At 41.3% G+C, this 20,833-nt stretch carries 15 protein-coding genes and 8 tRNA genes; 15 read left to right on the top strand and 8 right to left on the bottom strand.

Annotated elements, in window-relative coordinates; all coding sequences use genetic code 11:
• The first annotated feature begins 1 nt into the window (after position 1).
• The 12 genes from tolA to FPK91_RS00715 all read left to right on the top strand — a co-directional run bounded on the left by tolA (position 2) and on the right by FPK91_RS00715 (position 6,502).
• Entirely contained in the window at positions 2-934 is a 933-nt protein-coding gene (tolA, locus tag FPK91_RS00660; RefSeq protein WP_144214041.1) for a cell envelope integrity protein TolA, read from the top strand.
• Positions 935-943: 9 nt separating this feature from the next.
• Positions 944-2,272 (top strand): Tol-Pal system beta propeller repeat protein TolB, encoded by a 1,329-nt coding sequence (gene tolB, locus FPK91_RS00665; RefSeq protein ID WP_144206739.1) that lies wholly within the window; start codon positions 944-946, stop codon positions 2,270-2,272.
• An 18-nt stretch (positions 2,273-2,290) separates the two neighbouring features.
• The gene (pal, locus tag FPK91_RS00670; RefSeq protein ID WP_144206741.1) at positions 2,291-2,842 is read left to right on the top strand and encodes a peptidoglycan-associated lipoprotein Pal; all 552 of its coding nucleotides are present in this window, start codon (positions 2,291-2,293) and stop codon (positions 2,840-2,842) included.
• Between the two features lie 64 nt (positions 2,843-2,906).
• Positions 2,907-3,638 carry a tol-pal system protein YbgF gene (ybgF, locus tag FPK91_RS00675; RefSeq protein WP_144206743.1) on the top strand — a complete coding sequence of 244 codons (732 nt, stop codon included), beginning with the start codon at positions 2,907-2,909 and terminating at the stop codon, positions 3,636-3,638.
• Positions 3,639-3,877: 239 nt separating this feature from the next.
• Positions 3,878-3,953: transfer RNA gene (locus FPK91_RS00680), tRNA-Lys, on the top strand.
• A gap of 70 nt (positions 3,954-4,023) precedes the next feature.
• Positions 4,024-4,099: transfer RNA gene (locus FPK91_RS00685), tRNA-Lys, on the top strand.
• Positions 4,100-4,262: 163 nt separating this feature from the next.
• Positions 4,263-4,338: transfer RNA gene (locus FPK91_RS00690), tRNA-Lys, on the top strand.
• A 70-nt stretch (positions 4,339-4,408) separates the two neighbouring features.
• A tRNA-Lys gene (locus FPK91_RS00695) sits at positions 4,409-4,484 on the top strand.
• A 70-nt stretch (positions 4,485-4,554) separates the two neighbouring features.
• Positions 4,555-4,630, top strand: a tRNA-Lys gene (locus FPK91_RS00700).
• A gap of 163 nt (positions 4,631-4,793) precedes the next feature.
• A tRNA-Lys gene (locus FPK91_RS00705) sits at positions 4,794-4,869 on the top strand.
• A 70-nt stretch (positions 4,870-4,939) separates the two neighbouring features.
• A tRNA-Lys gene (locus FPK91_RS00710) sits at positions 4,940-5,015 on the top strand.
• Between the two features lie 335 nt (positions 5,016-5,350).
• Positions 5,351-6,502 (top strand): DcaP family trimeric outer membrane transporter, encoded by a 1,152-nt coding sequence (locus FPK91_RS00715; RefSeq protein ID WP_144214043.1) that lies wholly within the window; start codon positions 5,351-5,353, stop codon positions 6,500-6,502.
• Positions 6,503-6,653: 151 nt separating this feature from the next.
• Here the strand turns inward: FPK91_RS00715 and FPK91_RS00720 are convergent, their stop codons facing one another.
• The 3 genes from FPK91_RS00720 to acs form a co-directional block, all read right to left on the bottom strand.
• A complete protein-coding gene (locus FPK91_RS00720; protein ID WP_144206744.1) occupies positions 6,654-6,914 on the bottom strand; it encodes a GrxA family glutaredoxin in 261 nt (86 codons plus the stop codon).
• Between the two features lie 72 nt (positions 6,915-6,986).
• A complete protein-coding gene (locus FPK91_RS00725) occupies positions 6,987-8,741 on the bottom strand; it encodes a DEAD/DEAH box helicase (protein WP_144206746.1) in 1,755 nt (584 codons plus the stop codon).
• Positions 8,742-8,950: 209 nt separating this feature from the next.
• On the bottom strand, positions 8,951-10,903 hold the full coding sequence (gene acs / locus FPK91_RS00730) for an acetate--CoA ligase (protein ID WP_144206748.1): 1,953 nt from the start codon (positions 10,901-10,903) through the stop codon (positions 8,951-8,953).
• Between the two features lie 186 nt (positions 10,904-11,089).
• On the opposite strand from acs, the gene FPK91_RS00735 reads away from it, so the two are divergent.
• Both FPK91_RS00735 and FPK91_RS00740 read left to right on the top strand, forming a co-directional pair.
• A complete protein-coding gene (locus tag FPK91_RS00735; protein WP_144206750.1) occupies positions 11,090-14,500 on the top strand; it encodes a hybrid sensor histidine kinase/response regulator in 3,411 nt (1,136 codons plus the stop codon).
• A gap of 68 nt (positions 14,501-14,568) precedes the next feature.
• Positions 14,569-15,168 (top strand): glutathione S-transferase family protein, encoded by a 600-nt coding sequence (locus FPK91_RS00740; protein WP_144214045.1) that lies wholly within the window; start codon positions 14,569-14,571, stop codon positions 15,166-15,168.
• A gap of 36 nt (positions 15,169-15,204) precedes the next feature.
• On the opposite strand, the gene FPK91_RS00745 is transcribed toward FPK91_RS00740, so the two are convergent.
• Positions 15,205-15,687 (bottom strand): hypothetical protein, encoded by a 483-nt coding sequence (locus tag FPK91_RS00745; RefSeq protein ID WP_144206752.1) that lies wholly within the window; start codon positions 15,685-15,687, stop codon positions 15,205-15,207.
• 168 nt (positions 15,688-15,855) lie between these two features.
• On the opposite strand from FPK91_RS00745, the gene FPK91_RS00750 reads away from it, so the two are divergent.
• Positions 15,856-15,946 (top strand) — tRNA-Ser (locus FPK91_RS00750).
• A 267-nt stretch (positions 15,947-16,213) separates the two neighbouring features.
• Here FPK91_RS00750 and FPK91_RS00755 read toward each other — a convergent pair.
• The 4 genes from FPK91_RS00755 to FPK91_RS00770 all read right to left on the bottom strand — a co-directional run bounded on the left by FPK91_RS00755 (position 16,214) and on the right by FPK91_RS00770 (position 20,823).
• Positions 16,214-16,447, bottom strand: coding sequence for a hypothetical protein (locus FPK91_RS00755; protein ID WP_144206754.1), 234 nt, complete (start codon positions 16,445-16,447; stop codon positions 16,214-16,216).
• Between the two features lie 55 nt (positions 16,448-16,502).
• Positions 16,503-17,882, bottom strand: coding sequence for a heme anaerobic degradation radical SAM methyltransferase ChuW/HutW (gene hutW, locus FPK91_RS00760; RefSeq protein WP_144206756.1), 1,380 nt, complete (start codon positions 17,880-17,882; stop codon positions 16,503-16,505).
• Positions 17,883-17,984: 102 nt separating this feature from the next.
• Entirely contained in the window at positions 17,985-19,841 is a 1,857-nt protein-coding gene (locus FPK91_RS00765; RefSeq protein ID WP_227006647.1) for an ABC transporter ATP-binding protein, read from the bottom strand.
• Positions 19,842-19,935: 94 nt separating this feature from the next.
• On the bottom strand, positions 19,936-20,823 hold the full coding sequence (locus tag FPK91_RS00770; RefSeq protein WP_227006648.1) for a heme ABC transporter ATP-binding protein: 888 nt from the start codon (positions 20,821-20,823) through the stop codon (positions 19,936-19,938).
• Positions 20,824-20,833 lie beyond the last annotated feature (10 nt).

The raw sequence follows: 20,833 nt of genomic DNA on the forward strand, positions 1-20,833 counted from the left end.
GGTGGCCATTAAATCTGAATTAACCTTACCTGTAGTCATATCTGCTGGTATACATATCGGTGTTATTGTTGCACTTGCATTGGGCATTAGTTTTGATGATAAACCAAAGCATATGCCAATGGCGCAATCGGCACCCGTTGTCCAAGCAGTGGTTGTTGATCAGCAGCGTATAAACGATCATGCTGAAAAGCTTAAAAAGCAGCGTGCAGATACCCAGCGTAAAGAAAAAGAGCGTCAAGCAGATTTAGATAGGCAGGCTAAAAAGGCCCGAGACGAAGTTCGTAAAGAACAAAATCGTATCAAACAGCTTGAAATTCAACGTAAGCAAAAAGAACAAGAAACCATTACTGCCAATAATGCAGCTAAAGCTGCTAAACAAAAAGAGTTAGCGGAAAAAGCCAAAGCAGAAAAAGCCACTGCACAGCGTAAACAGCAAGAAGCTGAACGTAAAGCGGCTGAGCAAAAAGCAGATGAAAAGCGTAAGCGTGAAGAAGCTGCAGCAGCGAAAAAGCGTGAAGACGACAGAAAACGTAAAGAAGAGGCTGAACGTAAACGTAAAGCTGAAGACGCAGAGCGTCAACGTCAAGAAAATGAAATGGCAGAAGCAATGGCTGCTGAGCAGGTCGCTTTATCCGCCACTCGTGGAAGGCAAGTTGTATCAGAAGTTAATAAATACACTGCAATGATTACATCAGCAATACAACGACGTTTAATTGTCGATGAATCAATGCGAGGAAAGAGCTGTGTAGTTAACGTTCGCTTGGCTAAAGATGGCTTTGTGACTTCAAGTAAAACATTAAGCGGTGATCCTGTGGTTTGCCGTGCAGCAAAAACTGCAATAAACAAAGCAGGGCGTTTACCCGTTTCTTCCGAAGCTGATGTATATGAAAAAATGAAAGAAATTAACTTAACCGTATCACCGGAATTTAATTAAAGGAGTCACATGAAGATTTTGGCAAAATGGTTAACACTATTTGTAGTACTGATAAGCAGCAACGTTAATGCTGCACTTGATATTGTTATTACTGAAGGTGTCGATGCCGCAAGACCAATCGCTGTTATGCCATTTGTATGGCAAGGTACAGGTCCTGCACCTGAACAAATTAGTGATGTTGTCACCAGTGATTTAGCGCGCAGTGGTACTTTTAGCCCACTTGATGCCCGTGGCTTGCCACAAACCAATATAAGTTCGGTTAAAGAGTTTACGCCTCAAGTCTGGAATGAAGCATTGTCCGATGCATTGCTAGTTGGCTCTATTAAACCATATGGTACAAACCAGTATTTGGTGAGTTTTGACCTAATTGATTTAGTTAAAGCACAGTTAGCGACAGATAAAGGTCCAATGCCAAGTAGTGACCTATTGCTGGAAAGCCGCGAAACGGTTATCAGTGAAGCGCAGTTTAGACAATACGGTCATCGTATTAGTGACATCGTCTATGAGAAACTGACAGGCATTCGTGGTGCATTTTTAAGTCGCATTGCTTATGTGGTAGTGAAACAAGGTGAAAAATCACCATATCATTTGATGATTGCTGACTATGATGGTTACAACGAACAAATGTTATTGCGTTCGCCTGAGCCTCTAATGTCACCAAGCTGGTCTCCAGATGGCAGACGTTTAGCGTATGTGAGTTTTGAAAACCGTAAAGCTGAGATTTTCGTACAAGACATTTATACTCAAGAACGGACTAAAGTTAGCTCGCATACAGGTATTAATGGTGCGCCAAGTTTTTCTCCAGATGGTAAAAAATTGGCAGTAACACTATCGAAAGACGGTCAGCCTGAAATTTACGTTATCAATATTGCATCTAAAGCCATTAAACGCGTCACAAACCATTATGCTATCGATACCGAAGCATCGTGGATGCCAGATGGTGAATCTTTAATATTTACCTCTGAACGTGGTGGTAAACCGCAAATATATCAAGTCAAATTAAGCACGGGTAAAATTTCACGTATGACATTTGAAGGCGAGTGGAATTTAGGTGGTGCAGTGACTCCTGATGGGCGCAGCATGATTTTTGTTAATCGCACAAATGGTAAATATAATATTGCCCGAATGGACTTACAAACCCGTTTTATGCAAGTGTTAACATCGACTACGCTTGATGAATCACCGAGTATTGCACCAAATGGAACCATGGTTATCTATGGTACAACACACCAAAGCAAGCAAGTACTAGCCGCGGTATCTATGGATGGACGATTCAAAGCAAGATTACCTGCAGGCCAAGGTGAAGTTAAGTCACCAGCCTGGTCTCCATTTTTATAAAATTAATAAGGATTTCCAATGAATCTGAATAAGTTGTTTAAAGCTATGTTAGTTGTAGTACCTGTTATGGCATTAGGTGCATGTAGCACAACTTCAGAGTCTGAAACTGATGCTAGTGGTTCTACAAGCGGTTCAACAACCACGACTACTGGCGGTGAGTATGGTTCTGGTGGTGTCGAAACTGGCGGTGCAGCCCCAATTTTAACCCCTGAAGAACAACAACGTATCGAGCAAGAAGAGCTACGCGCTCAGAACGTTATTTATTTCGACTTTGACCGTAGTGAAGTGCAAAGTGAAAATGCTGCAATTATTCAAGCACATGGTAACTACTTAGTTGAACATCCAAATGTACGCGTATTGATTGAAGGGCACGCGGATGAACGTGGCACGCCTGAGTACAACATTGCATTAGGTGAAAGACGCGCTAAAGCTATCGCAAAATATCTACAAGGCATGGGTGTTCAGCCTAGCCAAATGAGTGTAGTAAGCTACGGCGAAGAAAAACCGTTAGATTTTTCTCGTAGCGAAAGTGGTTTTGCTAAAAACCGTCGTGGTGTATTAGTTTACTAATCGTAACGACAATACAGACGTTTAAGGAAGGCCAGTACTTACTGGCCAGTTTAGGAGTTTATTGATGAAACATGCTGCTTTAGTTGCTGCAATGTTCTTTGCTGCTGGTGCAACCGCGGCTCCAGCGCCAGTGCAAGATATTGCCAGTGGTTCCAGTGATGATCGTATCTCTCGTTTAGAGCGTATTATTAAAGCGAAGCAACAAACGGAATTTGAAGCACAGCAACGTTTAGATGCTTTGCAACGTGAAGTGCTAGATCTTCGAGGTGTAACGGAACAGCAAGATTATCAAATTAGTCAAATGCTGCAGCGTCAACGTCAGTTATATGAAGAAATTGCTAATTTATCTGCAAGTGCATCAGCTGCGTCTGTAACTGTGGTTGATAATAGTGCAGCTTCTGCAGGTCAATCGAGTCTTGGTGAAACTGGCAGTTATGAACAAGCGGTTAACTTAGTCCTTAAAGAACGTAAATATGATGAAGCTATTCCTGCTTTTAGCGATTTCATCAAGCAATACCCAGATTCTACCTACGCTGCTAATGCAAATTACTGGTTGGGACAGTTGTTGTTTAATAAAGGAACCTTTGCTGAAGCTAAGCAAGCTTTCGATACAGTCGTAACTAAATACCCAAATTCGAATAAACGCGGAGACAGTTTAGTTAAGTTAGGCATGATCGCTGAAAAAGAAGGCGATAATACCTCGGCAACGACTTTTTACAATCGTGTGCTTAAAGAATATACAAATAGCGCATCTGCTCGTTTAGCGCAGCAACAACTTTCCGGTTTGAAAGGCTAATTTAACTAAAAAACAGCCTCTTAGTTTGTTTTTAGTGCAAACAGGAAAAAAACCATAAATTGCGCTTGCATGAGAAGATGAAAAAGGTATTATAGGCGCCCTCAGAACGGAGAGACGTTCTGGGGTCATTTGAACAGGTTAGATTAACTTATTTTGATGACAGATTGATTGATAGCTATTTATAGTCTTCAATTAACCTACCGCTAGTCAATGGAACGTTTGTTCCGTTCTCACTAGATGGGCCGTTAGCTCAGTTGGTAGAGCAGTTGGCTTTTAACCAATTGGTCGAAGGTTCGAATCCTTCACGGCCCACCACTTTTCTGAAAGTGAGATTGCCCGTTAGGCTTTAATTCAGACGTAACCCCTCGTTACGTAAAACTCAGATGGGCCGTTAGCTCAGTTGGTAGAGCAGTTGGCTTTTAACCAATTGGTCGAAGGTTCGAATCCTTCACGGCCCACCACTTTTCTGAAAGTGAGATTGCCTGTTAGGCTTTAATTCAGACGTAACCCCTCGTTACGTAAAATGGACATGGTTCGTTAGCTCAGTTGCTTGTGCTCTTGTTTACAAGAATAGACAGTTGGCTTATGTTCCAATCAAAACATCAGTTTTGATAAAACCCAGATGGGCCGTTAGCTCAGTTGGTAGAGCAGTTGGCTTTTAACCAATTGGTCGAAGGTTCGAATCCTTCACGGCCCACCACTTCTCTGAAAGTGAGATTGCCTGTTAGGCTTTAATTCAGACGTAATCCCTCGTTACGTAAAACTCAGATGGGCCGTTAGCTCAGTTGGTAGAGCAGTTGGCTTTTAACCAATTGGTCGAAGGTTCGAATCCTTCACGGCCCACCACTTTTCTGAAAGTGAGATTGCCTGTTAGGCTTTAATTCAGACGTAACCCCTCGTTACGTAAAACTCAGATGGGCCGTTAGCTCAGTTGGTAGAGCAGTTGGCTTTTAACCAATTGGTCGAAGGTTCGAATCCTTCACGGCCCACCACTTCTCTGAAAGTGAGATTGCCTGTTAGGCTTTAATTCAGACGTAATCCCTCGTTACGTAAAATGGACATGGTTCGTTAGCTCAGTTGCTTGTGCTCTTGTTTACAAGAATAGACAGTTGGCTTATGTTCCAATCAAAACATCAGTTTTGATAAAACCCAGATGGGCCGTTAGCTCAGTTGGTAGAGCAGTTGGCTTTTAACCAATTGGTCGAAGGTTCGAATCCTTCACGGCCCACCACTTTTCTGAAAGTGAGATTGCCCGTTAGGCTTTAATTCAGACGTAACCCCTCGTTACGTAAAACTCAGATGGGCCGTTAGCTCAGTTGGTAGAGCAGTTGGCTTTTAACCAATTGGTCGAAGGTTCGAATCCTTCACGGCCCACCACTTTTCTGAAAGTGAGATTGCCAGTCCGGCTTTAATTCAGATTAGCTTCATCCTCGTATTACCTCACTTTGTTCCCGCTTCAAAAATTTAATTTTCAACTCTATCTTTATTAAAATATCTTCATTTTTTACAACTATCCTATTCGTTTTACCTCAATTTAATATTCCGTCAATTTCTAATTTTAAGCTAAAGATTTAAATAAACGATATTACTGTCATCTTTTAGATTTATTTAAGTCTGCTCTTATCTACTTTTGTCTAATAGACCTATTGCTAATGTTGCTTACTTGTTAAGTGGGTCATATTGCTATGGATCATAAGAATAGGGAGAGCATGATGAAACAAACAAAGGTTAGTTTAGTAATAGGGTGTTCATTACTGGCACTTAGTAATGTGAGCTATGCAGATACGGAAATGAAATTTGGTGGTTACGTAAAAGCTGATGTGATGTTCAGCAGTTATGGTAATGGGGCACCAGACTCAGGTAACTTATCTCGACAATTTTATGTACCAGGTACTATTTATGGTACAGAAGGTAATGGTAAAGAAGTTGTAGATTTTCAGGCCCGTGAAACGCGATTTAACTTTAAAACCGTCTCAGACTTTGATGGCCATAAATTATCAGGTTTTATTGAACTTGATTTTATGACTCATTCCGATGGTAATGAGCGAGTATCAAACAGTTACTCACCACGTATTCGCCAAGCCTTTGTCAGTTATGACAATTGGACGGTGGGTCAAACTTGGACTACTTTCCAAAATCCTGGTGCATTACCAGAAAACTTGGACTTTGTAGGCGCTGCTGATGGTACTCCGTTTGTGCGTCAGGCAATGGTCCGATATACCAATGGTGGGTTCCAGTTAGCAGTAGAGAATCCTGAAACAACAGTTAACCAGTATGAAACCGCAACGAGAGTGACAAGTGGCAGTGGCATGGTTCCTGATGTTGTCGCACGTTATAACTTTAAATCTGAAGGTGGATCAGCTATTTCTGTTGCAGCTATTTTACGTCAACTTAACGTTGAGAAAAATGTAGGTGCACAAGCTGTGGATTCATCTGAGATGGGTTATGGCGCTAGTATTGCTGGTGTTATTCCTGTTGGGAATGATGATTTTAAATTCTCAGCAACTTATGGTGAAGGTTTAGGCCGTTATATGGCGCTTAATTACGCTAATGCGGGTAACTTGGATGCATCAGGTGAGATTCAAACGATTTCATCATATGGTGGTTATGCAGCATATCGTCATTGGTGGAGTGATAAGTGGCGCAGTAGTGTTACTTTTGCAGCGTTTGAAGCAGATAATGATACGACGCTATCAAGTGATGCTGTGAATTCGAGCTCTTACTCAGGTTACATTAACTTACTTTATTCTCCAACTAAGCCATTAACATTTGGTGTTGAATATATGTATGCAATGAATGAAAGAGAAAATGGAACTGATGGTGATTTAAGCCGTATCTTATTCTCAGCGAAATATGTTCTATAAACAATTGCAAATTGTTTGAGTTAAGACATTCATAGACACTATTGTATAAAAAGCTTATAGAAACAAAAAAGGGTTAATTCATTGAATTAACCCTTTTTATTTGTCAGCGAAAAGTAAAAGCTATTAGCTGATCAACTTTAACAGTGCTTTATTAAGCAAGTAAGTTGTTTTCACGAACATGTTTGTCATATTCAGTGTAACCACCCACATGAACTTCATCTACGAAGATTTGCGGCACAGTTTCAACTGGTTTACCCACTGTTTTCTCTAAATCAGCTTTAGAAATACCTTCAGCATGAATGTCTACATATTTGAATTTGAAATCATCACGTTGTGCAGTTAATTTTTCTGATAATTCAACAGCACGAACACAATATGGGCAGCCTGGACGGCCAAAAATAACAACAAACATAGTGACTCCTTTTTTTGATTTGACGATTTATACCATAAGTTTTATCTAATTGGTAATGTATCAGTGCGTTGGTTAAAAACTGCTATCACTGATTGTTTTATATCGGCCTTTATAGTCAAAAAACTTTTCGACTAAATCCCATTTATGTTTCTGTTTCTTTAACAGCAATAAGTCAGGCATTTTGAAGTGCTCAGCATGAGCAATTAAATCAGCAGGTTTTTTGTATTGAGGATGCTTCATGCCCGGAGTGCGAGAATGAGGGGCGATAAAAATGGCAAATAAGGCTCTGCGCTGAGCTGGCGTGTCCATATTGAAGTATTCTTTAAAATCATTTGATTCAATATCAAAGTACTGCACCACAAGTTTGCTGTTTTCTTCGATGAGCTGCATTTCTTGGCATTTAAACAAATGATGATGTTGAGATGACAATACCTGCTTTAAGCGTTTATCAGGATCAATGAGCGTTGATTGGCAGCTATGGCAAATGCGCGCAGCAATATCATTTTCTACGCCGCAATCAGGGCAAGCTTTCGACCGGAATCTAAAGTCACATTGTTGAACACCAGAATTAACAGTGTCTATAAGCCCCTGACAGCGCCTACCAAAGTGTTCAATGATATCGCCATCATTATCAACTAAACCCCAAAAAGTATTGGCAAACTTGCATACAGGGCAATGCACTTGCACTGGTACGGATTTACTATTGGGTTTAGCTTGGCCCACTTCAGGGAAATATAAGTCATAACCGTTGGCCGCATAATCGATCACTAAGCAATCTTGTTTATCAGGTGCTAAGCGTAAGCCTCGGCCAATCATTTGCTGAAATAAGCTTACAGATGCCGTTGGTCTTAATATCACGATTAAATCCACATGAGGAGCATCAAAGCCTGTGGTTAATACCGCAACATTGACAATGAATTTGAGTTTTTGTTGTTTGAACAGACTGATAATGTCGTCGCGCTCAATATGAGGTGTGTCTGCCGTAATAAGCGCGGCATCATCATTCAATAATTTAAGGACCTCTTTAGCATGACGAACGGTGGCTGCAAAAATTAATACACCTTTTCGAGAGTTTGCTAACTGCTGTACCTGTTTGATAATGGCTGTGGTTGCGCGGCCTTGATGATTGAGTAAATCGTCAACTTCCTTTTGTGGAAATTCACCCGTTTGAGTTGGCGCTATCTGACTAAAATCATATTGCGCACTCAAGCCGTCAAATAATTTGGGTGCAGTTAAAAACCCTTTTTTAATTAGCGGACGCATCGGTAACTCAAAAATACATTTTTCGAATACCGGTTTTTCAGCATTACCGATCTTTCCGTGGTAATGGTGACGATAAATCCAGCCTAAACCTAGCCGATAAGGTGTGGCTGTTAATCCTAGTAGCTTTATTTGTGGATTAGTCTTTTTAAGGTGGGCTAATAATTGCTGGTACTGGCTGTCTTTATCATTACTGACTCGATGGCATTCATCGATGATCACTAACGAAAATGCCTGATTAAATTGCTCCGGTTTTCTTGCCGCTGACTGGACACTGGCTACAACGGTTTTTCCATGGGCTTTCTTTTGATTTAAGCCTGCAGAATAAATATTGGCCTCTTCGGTCAATAAACCTACTTTTTCAGCATTTTGCGCGACGAGTTCTTTCACGTGGGTGAGTACTAAGACGTTACCACGGGCAATACGCGCTAATTCCGCGATAACAATGCTTTTACCAGCCCCCGTTGGTAGTACGAGTACCGCAGAGTCATTAGTTTGCTTAAAATGGCTTACAGCAGCATTGACTGAATCTTGTTGGTAATCACGTAGTGAAATAGTTGCAGACATAAATTTTATTGAATGACTTATGAGTAAACTTAATTATGAAGCTCACTTTAGCATGAATATATAAATTGAATGTAGCGACAACAAAATGATTTAACTTAAAAAAAGCCCCCAATTAAGGGGGCAACGAGATTCTGGTTAGGAATGCTCAGGGTGGTAAGGGGGTCGAAAACTTTTAACTAATCACCAATTACAAGTTCACTGAAACAAGCTTATTCCGTTTTATTCAAACGTGCTTCAATCAGGGTATCAATCACTGCAGGATCAGCAAGGGTTGAAGAGTCACCTAAGTTTGTCACTTCATTGGCGGCAATTTTACGTAAGAATCTACGCATAATTTTGCCCGAACGTGTTTTAGGTAAGCCGCCAGCCCACTGAATTAAATCAGGTGTAGCGAGTGCGCCAATTTCTTTGCGAACCCACTGACGCAATCCTTGGCGTAATTCTTCAGTTTCTTCAACGCCATTAATTAACGTCACATAAGCATAGATACCTTGACCTTTGATGTCATGGGGGTAACCCACTACTGCGGCTTCAGCAACTAGCTCATGTGAAACGAGGGCACTTTCAACTTCTGCAGTGCCTAGGCGGTGACCTGATACGTTAATAACGTCATCGACACGGCCAGTAATCCAATAATAGCCATCTTCATCACGACGAGCACCGTCACCTGTAAAGTACATGCCTCTAAAGGTTTTAAAGTAAGTTAAGGCAAAACGATCGTGATCGCCGAATACGGTACGCATTTGGCCAGGCCAAGAATCGAGAATAACCAAGTTACCATCTACAGCGCCCTCAAGAATGTTACCCATGTTATCGACTAACGCAGGTTGCACACCAAAAAATGGACGCGTAGCAGAACCGGGTTTGGTATCGATTGCACCGGGCAATGGGCTAATTAAAATGCCGCCAGTTTCAGTTTGCCACCACGTATCCACAATAGGGCATGACTCATGGCCAATCACTTCGTTATACCAGCGCCAAGCTTCAGGGTTAATTGGTTCACCCACAGAGCCCATTACGCGTAACGAACTGCCATCGAAATCGCTAAACGGCTCTTTTCCCTCAGCCATTAATGCACGAATTAATGTCGGAGCCGTATAAAGAATGTTCACTTTATGGCGGTCAATCATTTCGCCTAAACGAGAAGGGCCAGGAGAATTAGGCACGCCTTCATGAATAAGTACAGTGGCACCATTGGCTAGAGGACCGTAAACCATGTAAGAGTGACCAGTAATCCAACCTACATCAGCAGTACACCAGTAAACTTCACCTTCTTTGTAATCAAAGACATATTCGTGAGTCATTGAGGCGTAAACCATATAACCACCAGTGGTGTGTAAGACACCTTTAGGGTTACCTGTTGAGCCAGAAGTGTATAAAAGGAATAGCGGGTCTTCTGCACCCATCTCTTCAGGTTGGCAATGCTCTGATGCATTTTTTACTAGATCGCTCCACCAAACATCGCGGCCTTCAACCCAGTCGATATCGCCGCCAGTTCGATTAAGTACAATGACTTTTTCAACGCAATCTACATCAGGGTTGTTAAGTGCTTCATCAATACTGCGTTTAAGTGGAATTTTACGTCCACCGCGAACGCCTTCATCAGCAGTAATCAGTACTTTTGATTTTCCGTCAATGACACGAGATGCGATTGAATCAGGGGAGAAACCACCAAAGACGACAGAATGGATGGCGCCTATACGAGCACAAGCCAGCATAGCAACAGCAGCTTCTGGCACCATAGGCATATAAATTGTGACGACATCGCCTTTACAAACACCTTGGCTACGCAGTGCATTGGCAAATTTACATACGTCGGTATGTAATTCTCGGTAGGTGATTTTACGCTGCTCATTGGCATCGTCACCTTCCCAAATAATCGCAACTCGGTCGCCATTATTTTCTAAATGACGATCTAAACAGTTAGCAGAAGCGTTTAATGTTCCGTCATAAAACCAGTTGATAGACAGATTATGATCGTCAAATGAGGTATCTTTAATTTTGGTATAAGGCTTTATCCAATCGATGCGCTTACCGTGTTCTCTCCAAAAACCGTCTGGGTTTACCACAGATTCTTGGTACATTTTGGTGTATTGATCGTTGTTTACCAGTGCATTGTCGGCGAAATCTGCTGGTACTTTATAGAGAGACTGCGAGCTCATATGGCTTCCCTTTGTCAAAATTTGCGTTATCAAAGTATCCTCTGCATGAGGATGTGAACTCCATTAGACCTTGGTCTAGTTTTAAAATATCCTTAATATTTAGATCGTTGCGCATGTTAGCATGACAAACAAATAACGTTGTTTTATTGCGTAATTAATAAACAAAAAATAACAAAAGAGATCGCTATGAATTTAACCTTAGTCGTTGCTGTCATTGCAATTTGCTATGTGTCATTACTGTTTATACTTGCGTGGGGCGCTGAACGTTGGTTTAGTAAGATCACCAAAAAAGTTCAAGTATGGATATACGGCTTAAGTCTAGCGGTTTACTGCTCATCATGGAGCTTCTTAGGCACAGTTGGTCAATCTGCAAACGATTTGTGGTCTTTTCTACCGATTTATCTCGGACCCATTTTAGTATTTACCCTCGGTTTTGGGGTATTACGTAAAATGGTATTAGTGTCAAAAGCACAAAATATCACCTCGGTTGCCGATTTTATTGCTGCGCGATATGGCAAATCTCAAACCCTAGCTGCCATCGTTACTTTAATCGCACTTTTCGGCATCATGCCCTACATCGCATTGCAGCTTAAAGCGATGGTATTCAGTCTCAATTTATTCCAACCAGAACAATTACCTATAAACGATGCTAGTGTGCCTATGGTAATGACATTTATTCTCGCTATCTTTGCTATTTTGTTTGGCACTCGTAAACTGGATGCCACAGAACATAACCCAGGCATGATGGTCGCCATTGCGTTTGAATCATTAATTAAATTAGCTGCTTTTCTTATTGTTGGTGTCGTAATCACTTACGGATTTTTTGATGGTTTTACTGACATATGGCAGCAAGCAGCTGAAAAAGATCTGATTAAAAATGAAACGTTAAATATCGGTGGTTTCTTGCCAAAAATGATTGTCGGTATAGCCGCCTTTATGTGCATGCCAAGGCAGTTCCATGTGATGGTGGTGGAATGCGCCGAAGAAAAAGTATTGAACAAAGCCCGCTGGATATTTCCACTGTATTTAGCCATGTTCGGATTATTTGTTGCGCCGTTAGCTCTCGCTGGAAAGTTATTGCTTGGCGATACCGTCGCAGCAGATACTTATGTGATTAACTTACCCTTAGCACTTGATCAGCCTGTACTTGCCGTTATCGCACTGTTAGGTACGCTTTCAGCCGCGACAGGCATGGTAATTGTTGCCGTAGTGACGATTAGCGTCATGATCAGTAATGAATGGTTAGTGCCATTCATGCTGCGCTCAGGAAAAATCAGCGGAACTAACTTTAACCAGTTTGCTCGGTTCCTATTAAATGCGCGCCGCTTAGCCATTGTCATCATTCTGGGGTTAGGCTACTTAAGTTACCTTTTACTTGGCAATAATGAGTCCTTATCTCATCTTGGGCAGCTATCCTTTGGCGCTTTCGCGCAATTAGCGCCGGCACTACTTGGTGGCTTATATTGGAAGTATGGTAACCGCTCAGGGGTATTCTTAGGGTTAGCGGTTGGTTTTTCATTGTGGTGTTATATTTTATTTGAAGGCAGTGTTGGCTCCAGTGGTGATACGGGTTTACTCGCATCAATAACGCCACAGGTGGATGACACATTACTTGCGCTGCTGGCGAATGTGACCTTTTATATATTGGGCTCGTTATGGTTTAGAGCTGGCGTAGCTGAACGTATTCAAGCCAGTAACTTTATTAATCCAGGTGTCAGTAAAAAACAGACCAATCGCAAACACACCGCAATTTCACAGCAAGATCTATTGATACTTGCCAGCCGCTTTGTCAGTCCTACTCGTGCATATGAAAGTTTTAGTCAATACTCCCCTGAAGCTGTCCGCAGTGATTCTTGGCACAAAGTCGCTGATGAAGCGCTTGTGTCTCACACTGAGCATATGCTTGCCGGTGTCTTAGGGGCTTCCAGTGCGTCCTTGGTGATGGATTCAGTACTTCAAGGGCGTGATTTAGCCCTCGATGAAGTGTTTAGTTTGGTTGATGAAGCCTCATCAAAAATCATTTTAAGCCAAGATATGTTACGCGGCGCCATTGAACATGCTTACGAAGGCATGAGCGTGGTAGATAAAGACTTGAGTCTAGTGGCATGGAACTTCAAATACTCTGAGCTTTATGATTACCCCGAGGGGTTTTTACAACAAGGGATGCCAATTAGCGAGGTGGTGCGCTTTAATGCTGCTAGAGGCTATTGTGGTGAAGGAGACATTGAAACCCAAGTGGATATTCGTGTGCAACATATGCGCAATGGCACCGAACATATTTCTGAGCGACAACGTCGAGATGGCAAAGTCATTAAGATTCAAGGTAACCCCATGCCGGATGGTGGTTTCGTGATGACCTTTACTGATATTACGCAGTACCGCAAACAAGAGAAAGCCTTAATTGAGGCCAATGAAACCCTTGAAAGCCGCGTAAAAGAACGTACTTACGAGCTTGCAATGTTGAACAGTGAATTGCTCGAAGCTAAAGCTCAAGAAGAAATGGCCAATGCCTCTAAAAGTCGATTTCTTGCCGCGGTAGGCCATGATTTAATGCAACCGCTTAATGCAGCAAGGTTATTTACTGCCTCATTAGCGCAATACCCCAATTTAGATCAAGAAGGTAAAACTACCTTGTCGCACATTAATAATTCACTGCGCACCGCAGGGGAGTTATTAACTGATTTACTGGACATTTCAAAACTCGATTCTGGCATGGTTGATGTTAATCGCCGTGACTTTGCTATTGCTGACTTACTCAATGGACTGGCAGTAGAATTTGATGCCATGGCAAAAGATAATCAAATCCGCTTTAACATGATCCCATGTAATGCCACTGTCAATTCTGATTTATCATTGTTAAGACGAATTTTGCAAAATTTCTTAACTAATGCTTATCGCTATGCAAAAGGTGGCAAGGTGTTAATGGGCTGCCGCCATCGTGGTAAGTTCTTAGAAATCCAAGTACTTGATACGGGTTGTGGTATTGATGAAAATGAAACTGAAGAAATTTTTAAAGAGTTTAAGCGTTTAAATAACCCAAGTAGTCAAAATGTCAGTGGCCTAGGGCTGGGGTTAGCGATTGCCGATAGGATTAGTAAAGTGCTTGATCATCAAATATTGCTATCGTCCAAATTAGGGCAAGGGTCTGTTTTTTCAATCATAGTGCCATTAGGTGAAACTGTGAGCGTAAAGTCAGTTAATCCAGTGCCGTCACTAACCCAACCTTTAGCGGGGGTAAAAGTGCTTTGTATCGATAACGAAGAAGCCATTCTTGCAGGGCTTGAAAGTTTACTCACGCGCTGGAAATGTGAGGTTATCTGTGCGACTGATTTGGCTGATGCCCGAATAAAGCTAGGGTTAAAAGGCGTGGCTCCAGATATCGTATTGGCCGATTATCATCTAGATAACGATCAAAATGGTGTCGATGCTATGGATGGTATTCGTTCTCGATATGGCGAACATTTACCTGGTATCTTGATAACGGCTAATACCAACAAAGATTTAGTTGACGATGTTCAAAAGCGCGGGTATCACTATATGGCTAAAATGATAAAACCTGCCGCTTTGCGGGCGTTAATATCCAGTTTAGTTAAATAGTCACTTTTGAAAGGTGATGAGGCATTTATAATTATCTATTAAATGATTTATGCAAAGGATGAGCAATGATAAAGGTCTATGGTGATGAGAAATCAGGTAACTGTTACAAGATAAAATTAACCTTGTCTTTGCTCAATATTGACTATCATTGGCATGCCATAGATTTAATGGCGGGTGAAACTAAAACTGATCAATATTTGGCTAAAAATCCTCATGGTAAATTACCGATAATTGAGCTGGATGATGGTAGAGTATTGGCAGAATCTAACGCTATTATTGGTTATTTGGCCGCTAATTCATCATTAATACCCACTGACGAATTTGAAAAAGCGTTAATGTATCAGTGGTTATTCTTCGAGCAATACTCCCATGAACCTTGTATTGCAGTGGCGAGGTTTATTCAGCTCTATCAAGGTATGCCAGCAGAACGTTTAGCAGAATATGAGTCATTACATGTTACAGGGGCTGGTGTACTGACATTGCTGGACAATCATCTTGTTGATCATCGATTTATGATAGGACAACAATTTACTTTGGCAGATATAGCACTGTACGCCTACACACACGTAGCTCATGAAGGGGGATTTAATTTAGCTTCTTATCCCAATATTCAGCAGTGGTTAGCTAATGTAGAGCAGCAGTCTGGTTTTATTGGAATGTTTGATTAATAATTCTTTAGCTCAATGACAATTTAGTAAAACTCATTAACCATTTTTCGATGTTCTGTTCAGCATTCCAGTGGCAAGCTTAACAATATGGTTAAAGACATAAAAGCCACTGTCACTGAGTATTTTAATGTCTTTACCAAAGCTACTTAGCTTTTCAACACTGTCTTTAATATCACTTGAGGTCGTCTCTACATTTACTCTCAAATCATCAGCTAGGGCATCACGAATTTCAGTAATGGTTTTTTCAGGTGCTGACTTTTGTTGGTTTACCATAATGGCTATAGGGACTAATGTTAAAAGACTATTAAGAACAACCATTAGCCAAGCTTTGTTAGCATAGTGGCTTAAGTCAGCTATATATAAAAAGATAGCAATATTTGCCGAAAGTAATGTTAAAGCAGCAAGTACAATGGCGATAACAACAAGTGCCGCTAACTTTTTTTGTTTCTTTAAATTAAGAGCTATTAAGCTTTTTTCAATGGCATACAACATCTGCATTTTTTCAATTTGAAGATTCATCAAAAGACCTCATGATGTATTTATTTTTTAAAGTATTACCAATAGGTTAGTTCATAACCTGTGATTATTGAATTAATGACCAAAGTGTTTTTTTTATCAGCAGTTAATCAATAAGTTGAAATTAGGGATTTACAGCAGCCGTGGGTTGTCATATTATTCGCGGCGTTCGGAGAGATGGCAGAGTGGTCGAATGCACCGGTCTTGAAAACCGGCACGGGTTTATAGCCCGTCTAGGGTTCAAATCCCTATCTCTCCGCCATATTTAAGACGAAAGGCTCATCAGAAATGATGAGCCTTTTTTCGTTTCTGGGTAGTTTGAACCCAAGGGTTCCTATTTTAGAAATATGCTATCTCCCCGCCATATTTAGAAAGCCCGTTACCAAAGTAACGGGCTTTTTATTAACTTTAATTCGATGGTCAGTGCAACACCTTAATGTCGTGTTGAATCCCATGCTTGTAGTGCTTGATTTAAACTCTTGGGGGTTCGGTATGGACTGCTTTGGTGGTCAAGCAGTGCTGCTAAATATTAAATGACAGTTTTACGTGAGCAAGCAGTAATCGTTACTGCAAATAGGGCTATAGTTGCCAGATAGACGATAGTGCCTTTTGCTGTACCACATATTTGTATGAACATAATTACAGAGATAATATTGATTAAAGCAGTAGCCGCTTTATGAGACAGCTTGCTGTTAAATGCATCCTGGTAACGTAATAGTAATGTGCCAAAGAATGCGGTTAGTAATGCATATGTTAAGATCATCTCAATACCTTTTTTGATATAGTTTACAACGCGAATAAGGAGCCAAAGCTCGCAATTAAGCGGCTTCAGTTTTGTTATAAGGGTTGCTTGAAAGGTATTCAAACAGCCCAGTCTGCATGTTTACATTCCAAAAACGTCCTGCTAGCGTCAGTGATAAGTTTGATTCACTTAACGTTGCCAATCCATGGTGTTGCCATGCTTTAAATAATGGTAATAAGTGGTTAATCAAACTTGTTTCAATAGCTGAAAAAGCTAAGGTTCCGGAGTCTAATCCTCGTTTAAAAACAGCATCAAATGCGGCTGAAGGATTTGGCGTTAATACCATTGCGGGTACTTGAGTTGGCGTTTTAAGCGACTCTTTTTCTGAGATTTCTTTATGTGCTGTATGAGCTTGCTGCCATTCACTGAGATTGCGTGCATTCATTAAACCGTGGCCATGAATGCTACCTCCGCCGCCTGCTCCAAATGGTAAGATTTCTATGCCGCTTTTGGCTAGCGAATTGTAGATACTACGTTCTCTGTTATCACGTCGCCAGTGGCAGCTTGATAAGCGTTGCCATTGCTGAGTTTCGAGTTTGTTAGCGCCATATGCGTACATATTGGCTCTCGTTTGACTATCTGCTTGATAATCACTTGCTTGGGGGCCGAGTACTTTTCCTTTATCTTTCGCTTTTTCAATGCGATTACCCGCTAAACCAATCAATTGGTATAGGTCGATACCATGAGAGCCGCATTCCATTGCTGCCTGAATATCTTGTTGCCAAATCTCCATAGTTTGACCAGGTAGGCCGAATATTAAGTCAATGACTATGCTGGCGCTAGGATGCTGGCTCAGTTGTTGTAAGCGAGCCATTAAGGTGTCTTTATCATCAAAGCGTCCCGCCGCTTGACGAACAGCGGTATCAAAACTTTGTACTCCAAACGAAAAGCGATTAAATCCATTATCTAAAGCGCTATGCCATTTATCATCATCAAAACCATTAAGACGACCTTCTAATGTGATTTCAGCATTATTGATTAAAGGGAATTGCTGAATTGCTTTACCCAACGCTGCAATTTCTTCTGCTTTAATGTCAGTGGGTGTGCCACCGCCGACATACACAGTGTCAAAGGGTTGGCTTTGTGCCAACGGGCTCATAGCTGCACTATTGAGTTGCTCACACAGACTTTGCATGTAGTCGCTGATCCGTTCAGGCTTAGCGCCATTTTCAAAAAAATTGCAGAAGCTACAACGTTTTCGGCAAAAAGGAATGTGAATATACAGCGCTCTTTTATCTGCTGATGTCGGTTGCTGCCACCACTGTTCCCATAATTGGGGACCGGCATTGAACGGTCTGCTGCCAGTGCGACCAGCATGGGGGGCACTCTTAACTTTGAATGCATGTTGCAGAGGTTCAGGGCTAGATAAACCCGTCATGGTCGGCGTTAAAATCATTTTAAATCCATAGAATAAATACTTTGGTAATGATAACCATTATCAATAGGTGTTCAAGTGACTTAGCTCAAATTTTTATTATTTACAATGTAAGTCATTGGTTCAGCACTCGTTGGACTCGCAGTATAATTGCCTAAAAAGCCCGTTGGTTGTAGTTAGATTTTCTTCATTACCAGATTGACTAATTTTGCCTTCGTCGAGCACTAAAATGCGGTTAGCTAAGCGTAAGTTATTTAATCTATGAGTAATAATAATGCAGGTTCGCTGTTGTAAAAAAGGCTGTAGGTTTGACAGCACTTGCTTTTCAGTTAATACGTCCAATGCGGATGTTGCTTCATCCAATATGACAACTTGAGGGGAGGCTAACCACATTCTGGCTAACGCTAAACGTTGCATTTGCCCGCCTGATAATCGTGTCTGCGCCCGGCCTAAGTCAGTATCTAGTTTCAAGGGCCAAGCGGTGACTGTTTCGCTAAGTGCTGCTTGATCTAAGGCTTGCCACAGTTTTTCATCATCATAAACTTTGCCTAGGGTGAGGTTATCGCGCAGGGTGCCTGTGAGTAGTTTGGGCTTTTGGGGTACGTAACCTACTTGGCTACGAAATATATCAAATCCATATGCTTCAAGGGGTTGCTGATTTATGATTATTTGTCCTGATTGTGGTTGGTAGAAACCCAGTAGTAGATTGATTAAAGTCGACTTTCCCGCTCCGCTCATGGCTAATAGGGCAATGGTCTCGTTTTTTTCTATTTGAAAGTCGAGTTGGTTTAATAATTTGGGATTTTCGGTAAATCCAAAATCTACCTGTTTGAAAGCTATTTCAATAGCGGGGTTATTACGACTGGATCCATTTAAATTGCTTGAGCTGACGATTTCTGTTGGTGGCAGACGTGTAGCCTCAGTCTCTAATCCAAGTAATTGATTTAACCTCTCCATAGCTGCGATAGCGCCAAACTTAGCATATTGAATGTTAAGTAATTCTTGAATTGGGCCCATTAAATACCAAAGGTAACTAAAGATGGCAAAGATTTGCCCTACGGTGAGATCAGACACTAATACCATAAAGATGGCCATGGCTCTGAAGCACTCAAAACCTAATAAAAAGGTGGTGAAACTTAACTTATTTAAGGCTTCGGTTTTCCACTGGGTGGCAATAGCTCTGTCGCTAAGTTGGCTTGCTAGGCCAAAGACTTTTTTATAATAAAATTGCTCTTGCTGCGCCAAACGTAACTCTCTTGTCGCATCAATAGTATCGACTAAGGCTTGCTGAAAAGCTTCGGTTGCGGCATTTTCTTTACGGCGTAATACCTTTACATGCTGTGAAAATCGCGAAGAAAAATAGATCACCAGCGGATTAAGGAGAATGATCATTAATCCCAGTTGCCAATTGAGCCAGAGTAAAACACTGGCAATGGCGATAATGGTGAGTAAGCTAATAATAAAGCGCGACAATGTGTCACTAACAAAGCGCTCAACAGTATCAACATCGGTAATGCATCGAGCTGAAATCCCGGTACTCCCTAAACGATCAAATTCACTGATTTGAATTTTAGGCAGAAAGAACAACACCTGTTGACGGATATCGAGGCTAATGCGTTTAGCTATTTTGGTAAATTCTCGTGATTGAAACACCTGTGCGAGCATATTAAGTAATCTCAATAGCATCACCATCACTAATACCGCAGCAATATAATAACCACTGCTTTGGGCATTTTCAGGAAGCAGCATATTAAGCTGTTCAATCAACCATCCTGGTGAAGCTAATAGCACTTCATCGACGAGTAAAGGCATCAACATCGGAATAGGTAAACTGAGTAAGGTGGCAACAATGGCGATGGTATTCGCTTTAATCAACTGTGGACGGTGACGCAATACTTTGTTTAATAGCCAAGCCCAACAGAGTTGTGATTGATTCTCGGCTTTATTGATAAGAGGTTTTGTTGAATCAAATGATGACAAGGGGATCTATCCTTATGAACATTGCCTAGTCAGTGTGAACTGCATAGGCAATGTTGATTGGTGGTTTAGCAAGTAAACGGGCGAGAAACTAACATTAGAAGATGTACTGGGTGTTAGTTTTAGCATCAAGCATCATCGTGGGTTTGTAATGCCATACTTTCTCGATAATGTCTGCGGTTAAGGCTTGCGCAGGAGCGGCATCACTAACGACCACCCCATTCTCAAGAATGACTAACCTGTCAGCATATTGGCATGCTTGATTAAGGTCATGCAGCACCACAATAACCGCGTAATGGTGGTCATGGGCTAAGGATTTTGCTAATGACAACACCCTATGTTGCTGGGCTAAATCCAGTGCAGATGTGGGTTCATCTAACAATAAAATGGGATTTTCAGGTGCTTGTGCTAGCTGGGTCAATACTCTTGCAAGTTGAACTCGTTGTTTTTCACCACCTGATAAAGTGGGATAGCTACGATACTTTAGTGCTGTTAGGGCAACTTGCTCTAATTTCTCATCAACAATGGCTTGGCCCTGTTGCTGGTTTACCGTCAACGGGTATAAACCCATCTCAACCACTTCATGAACTTTAAAAGGGAAGGTCAGTGACGCATGTTGCGGTAAAACCGCTAATGATTTTGCTAATTGTTGTCTATCCCAACTTTTAAGCTGTTCACCATAAACGCTAATATCACCCGTGCTTAAAGTTACCTCCTGGCAAAGGCTTTTTAGTAAGGTGGATTTTCCTGCGCCATTTGGCCCTAGCAATGCAGTTACTTGACCCGATTTAAGCTGTAAATTGACATCTGATAAGACCGGTTTATTACCAATGTTAACGGATAAATTACGGATTTTAACCGCGCTATTATTTATTGGTAGAATAGGGTTGTTACCTTTTACATCCGCACTTACCCCCGTATTTCTGTGTAAGCCTAGATGAGTATCATCAAACGTCATCGATTGGGATTTTGCATGGGACTTCATTTTGAATAAA

It is taken from the genome of Shewanella donghaensis (genome assembly GCF_007567505.1).
Lineage (GTDB): Bacteria > Pseudomonadota > Gammaproteobacteria > Enterobacterales > Shewanellaceae > Shewanella > Shewanella donghaensis.

Bases quoted from the DNA above. Each gene is read 5' to 3' on its own strand.
- tolB (WP_144206739.1), top strand. From the start codon at position 944: ATGAAGATTTTGGCAAAATGGTTAACACTATTTGTAGTACTGATAAGC.
- pal (WP_144206741.1), top strand. From the start codon at position 2,291: ATGAATCTGAATAAGTTGTTTAAAGCTATGTTAGTTGTAGTACCTGTT.
- ybgF (WP_144206743.1), top strand. From the start codon at position 2,907: ATGAAACATGCTGCTTTAGTTGCTGCAATGTTCTTTGCTGCTGGTGCA.
- FPK91_RS00715 (WP_144214043.1), top strand. From the start codon at position 5,351: ATGAAACAAACAAAGGTTAGTTTAGTAATAGGGTGTTCATTACTGGCA.
- FPK91_RS00720 (WP_144206744.1), bottom strand. From the start codon at position 6,914: ATGTTTGTTGTTATTTTTGGCCGTCCAGGCTGCCCATATTGTGTTCGT.
- FPK91_RS00725 (WP_144206746.1), bottom strand. From the start codon at position 8,741: ATGTCTGCAACTATTTCACTACGTGATTACCAACAAGATTCAGTCAAT.
- acs (WP_144206748.1), bottom strand. From the start codon at position 10,903: ATGAGCTCGCAGTCTCTCTATAAAGTACCAGCAGATTTCGCCGACAAT.
- FPK91_RS00735 (WP_144206750.1), top strand. From the start codon at position 11,090: ATGAATTTAACCTTAGTCGTTGCTGTCATTGCAATTTGCTATGTGTCA.
- FPK91_RS00745 (WP_144206752.1), bottom strand. From the start codon at position 15,687: ATGAATCTTCAAATTGAAAAAATGCAGATGTTGTATGCCATTGAAAAA.
- FPK91_RS00755 (WP_144206754.1), bottom strand. From the start codon at position 16,447: ATGATCTTAACATATGCATTACTAACCGCATTCTTTGGCACATTACTA.
- hutW (WP_144206756.1), bottom strand. From the start codon at position 17,882: ATGATTTTAACGCCGACCATGACGGGTTTATCTAGCCCTGAACCTCTG.
- FPK91_RS00770 (WP_227006648.1), bottom strand. From the start codon at position 20,823: ATGAAGTCCCATGCAAAATCCCAATCGATGACGTTTGATGATACTCAT.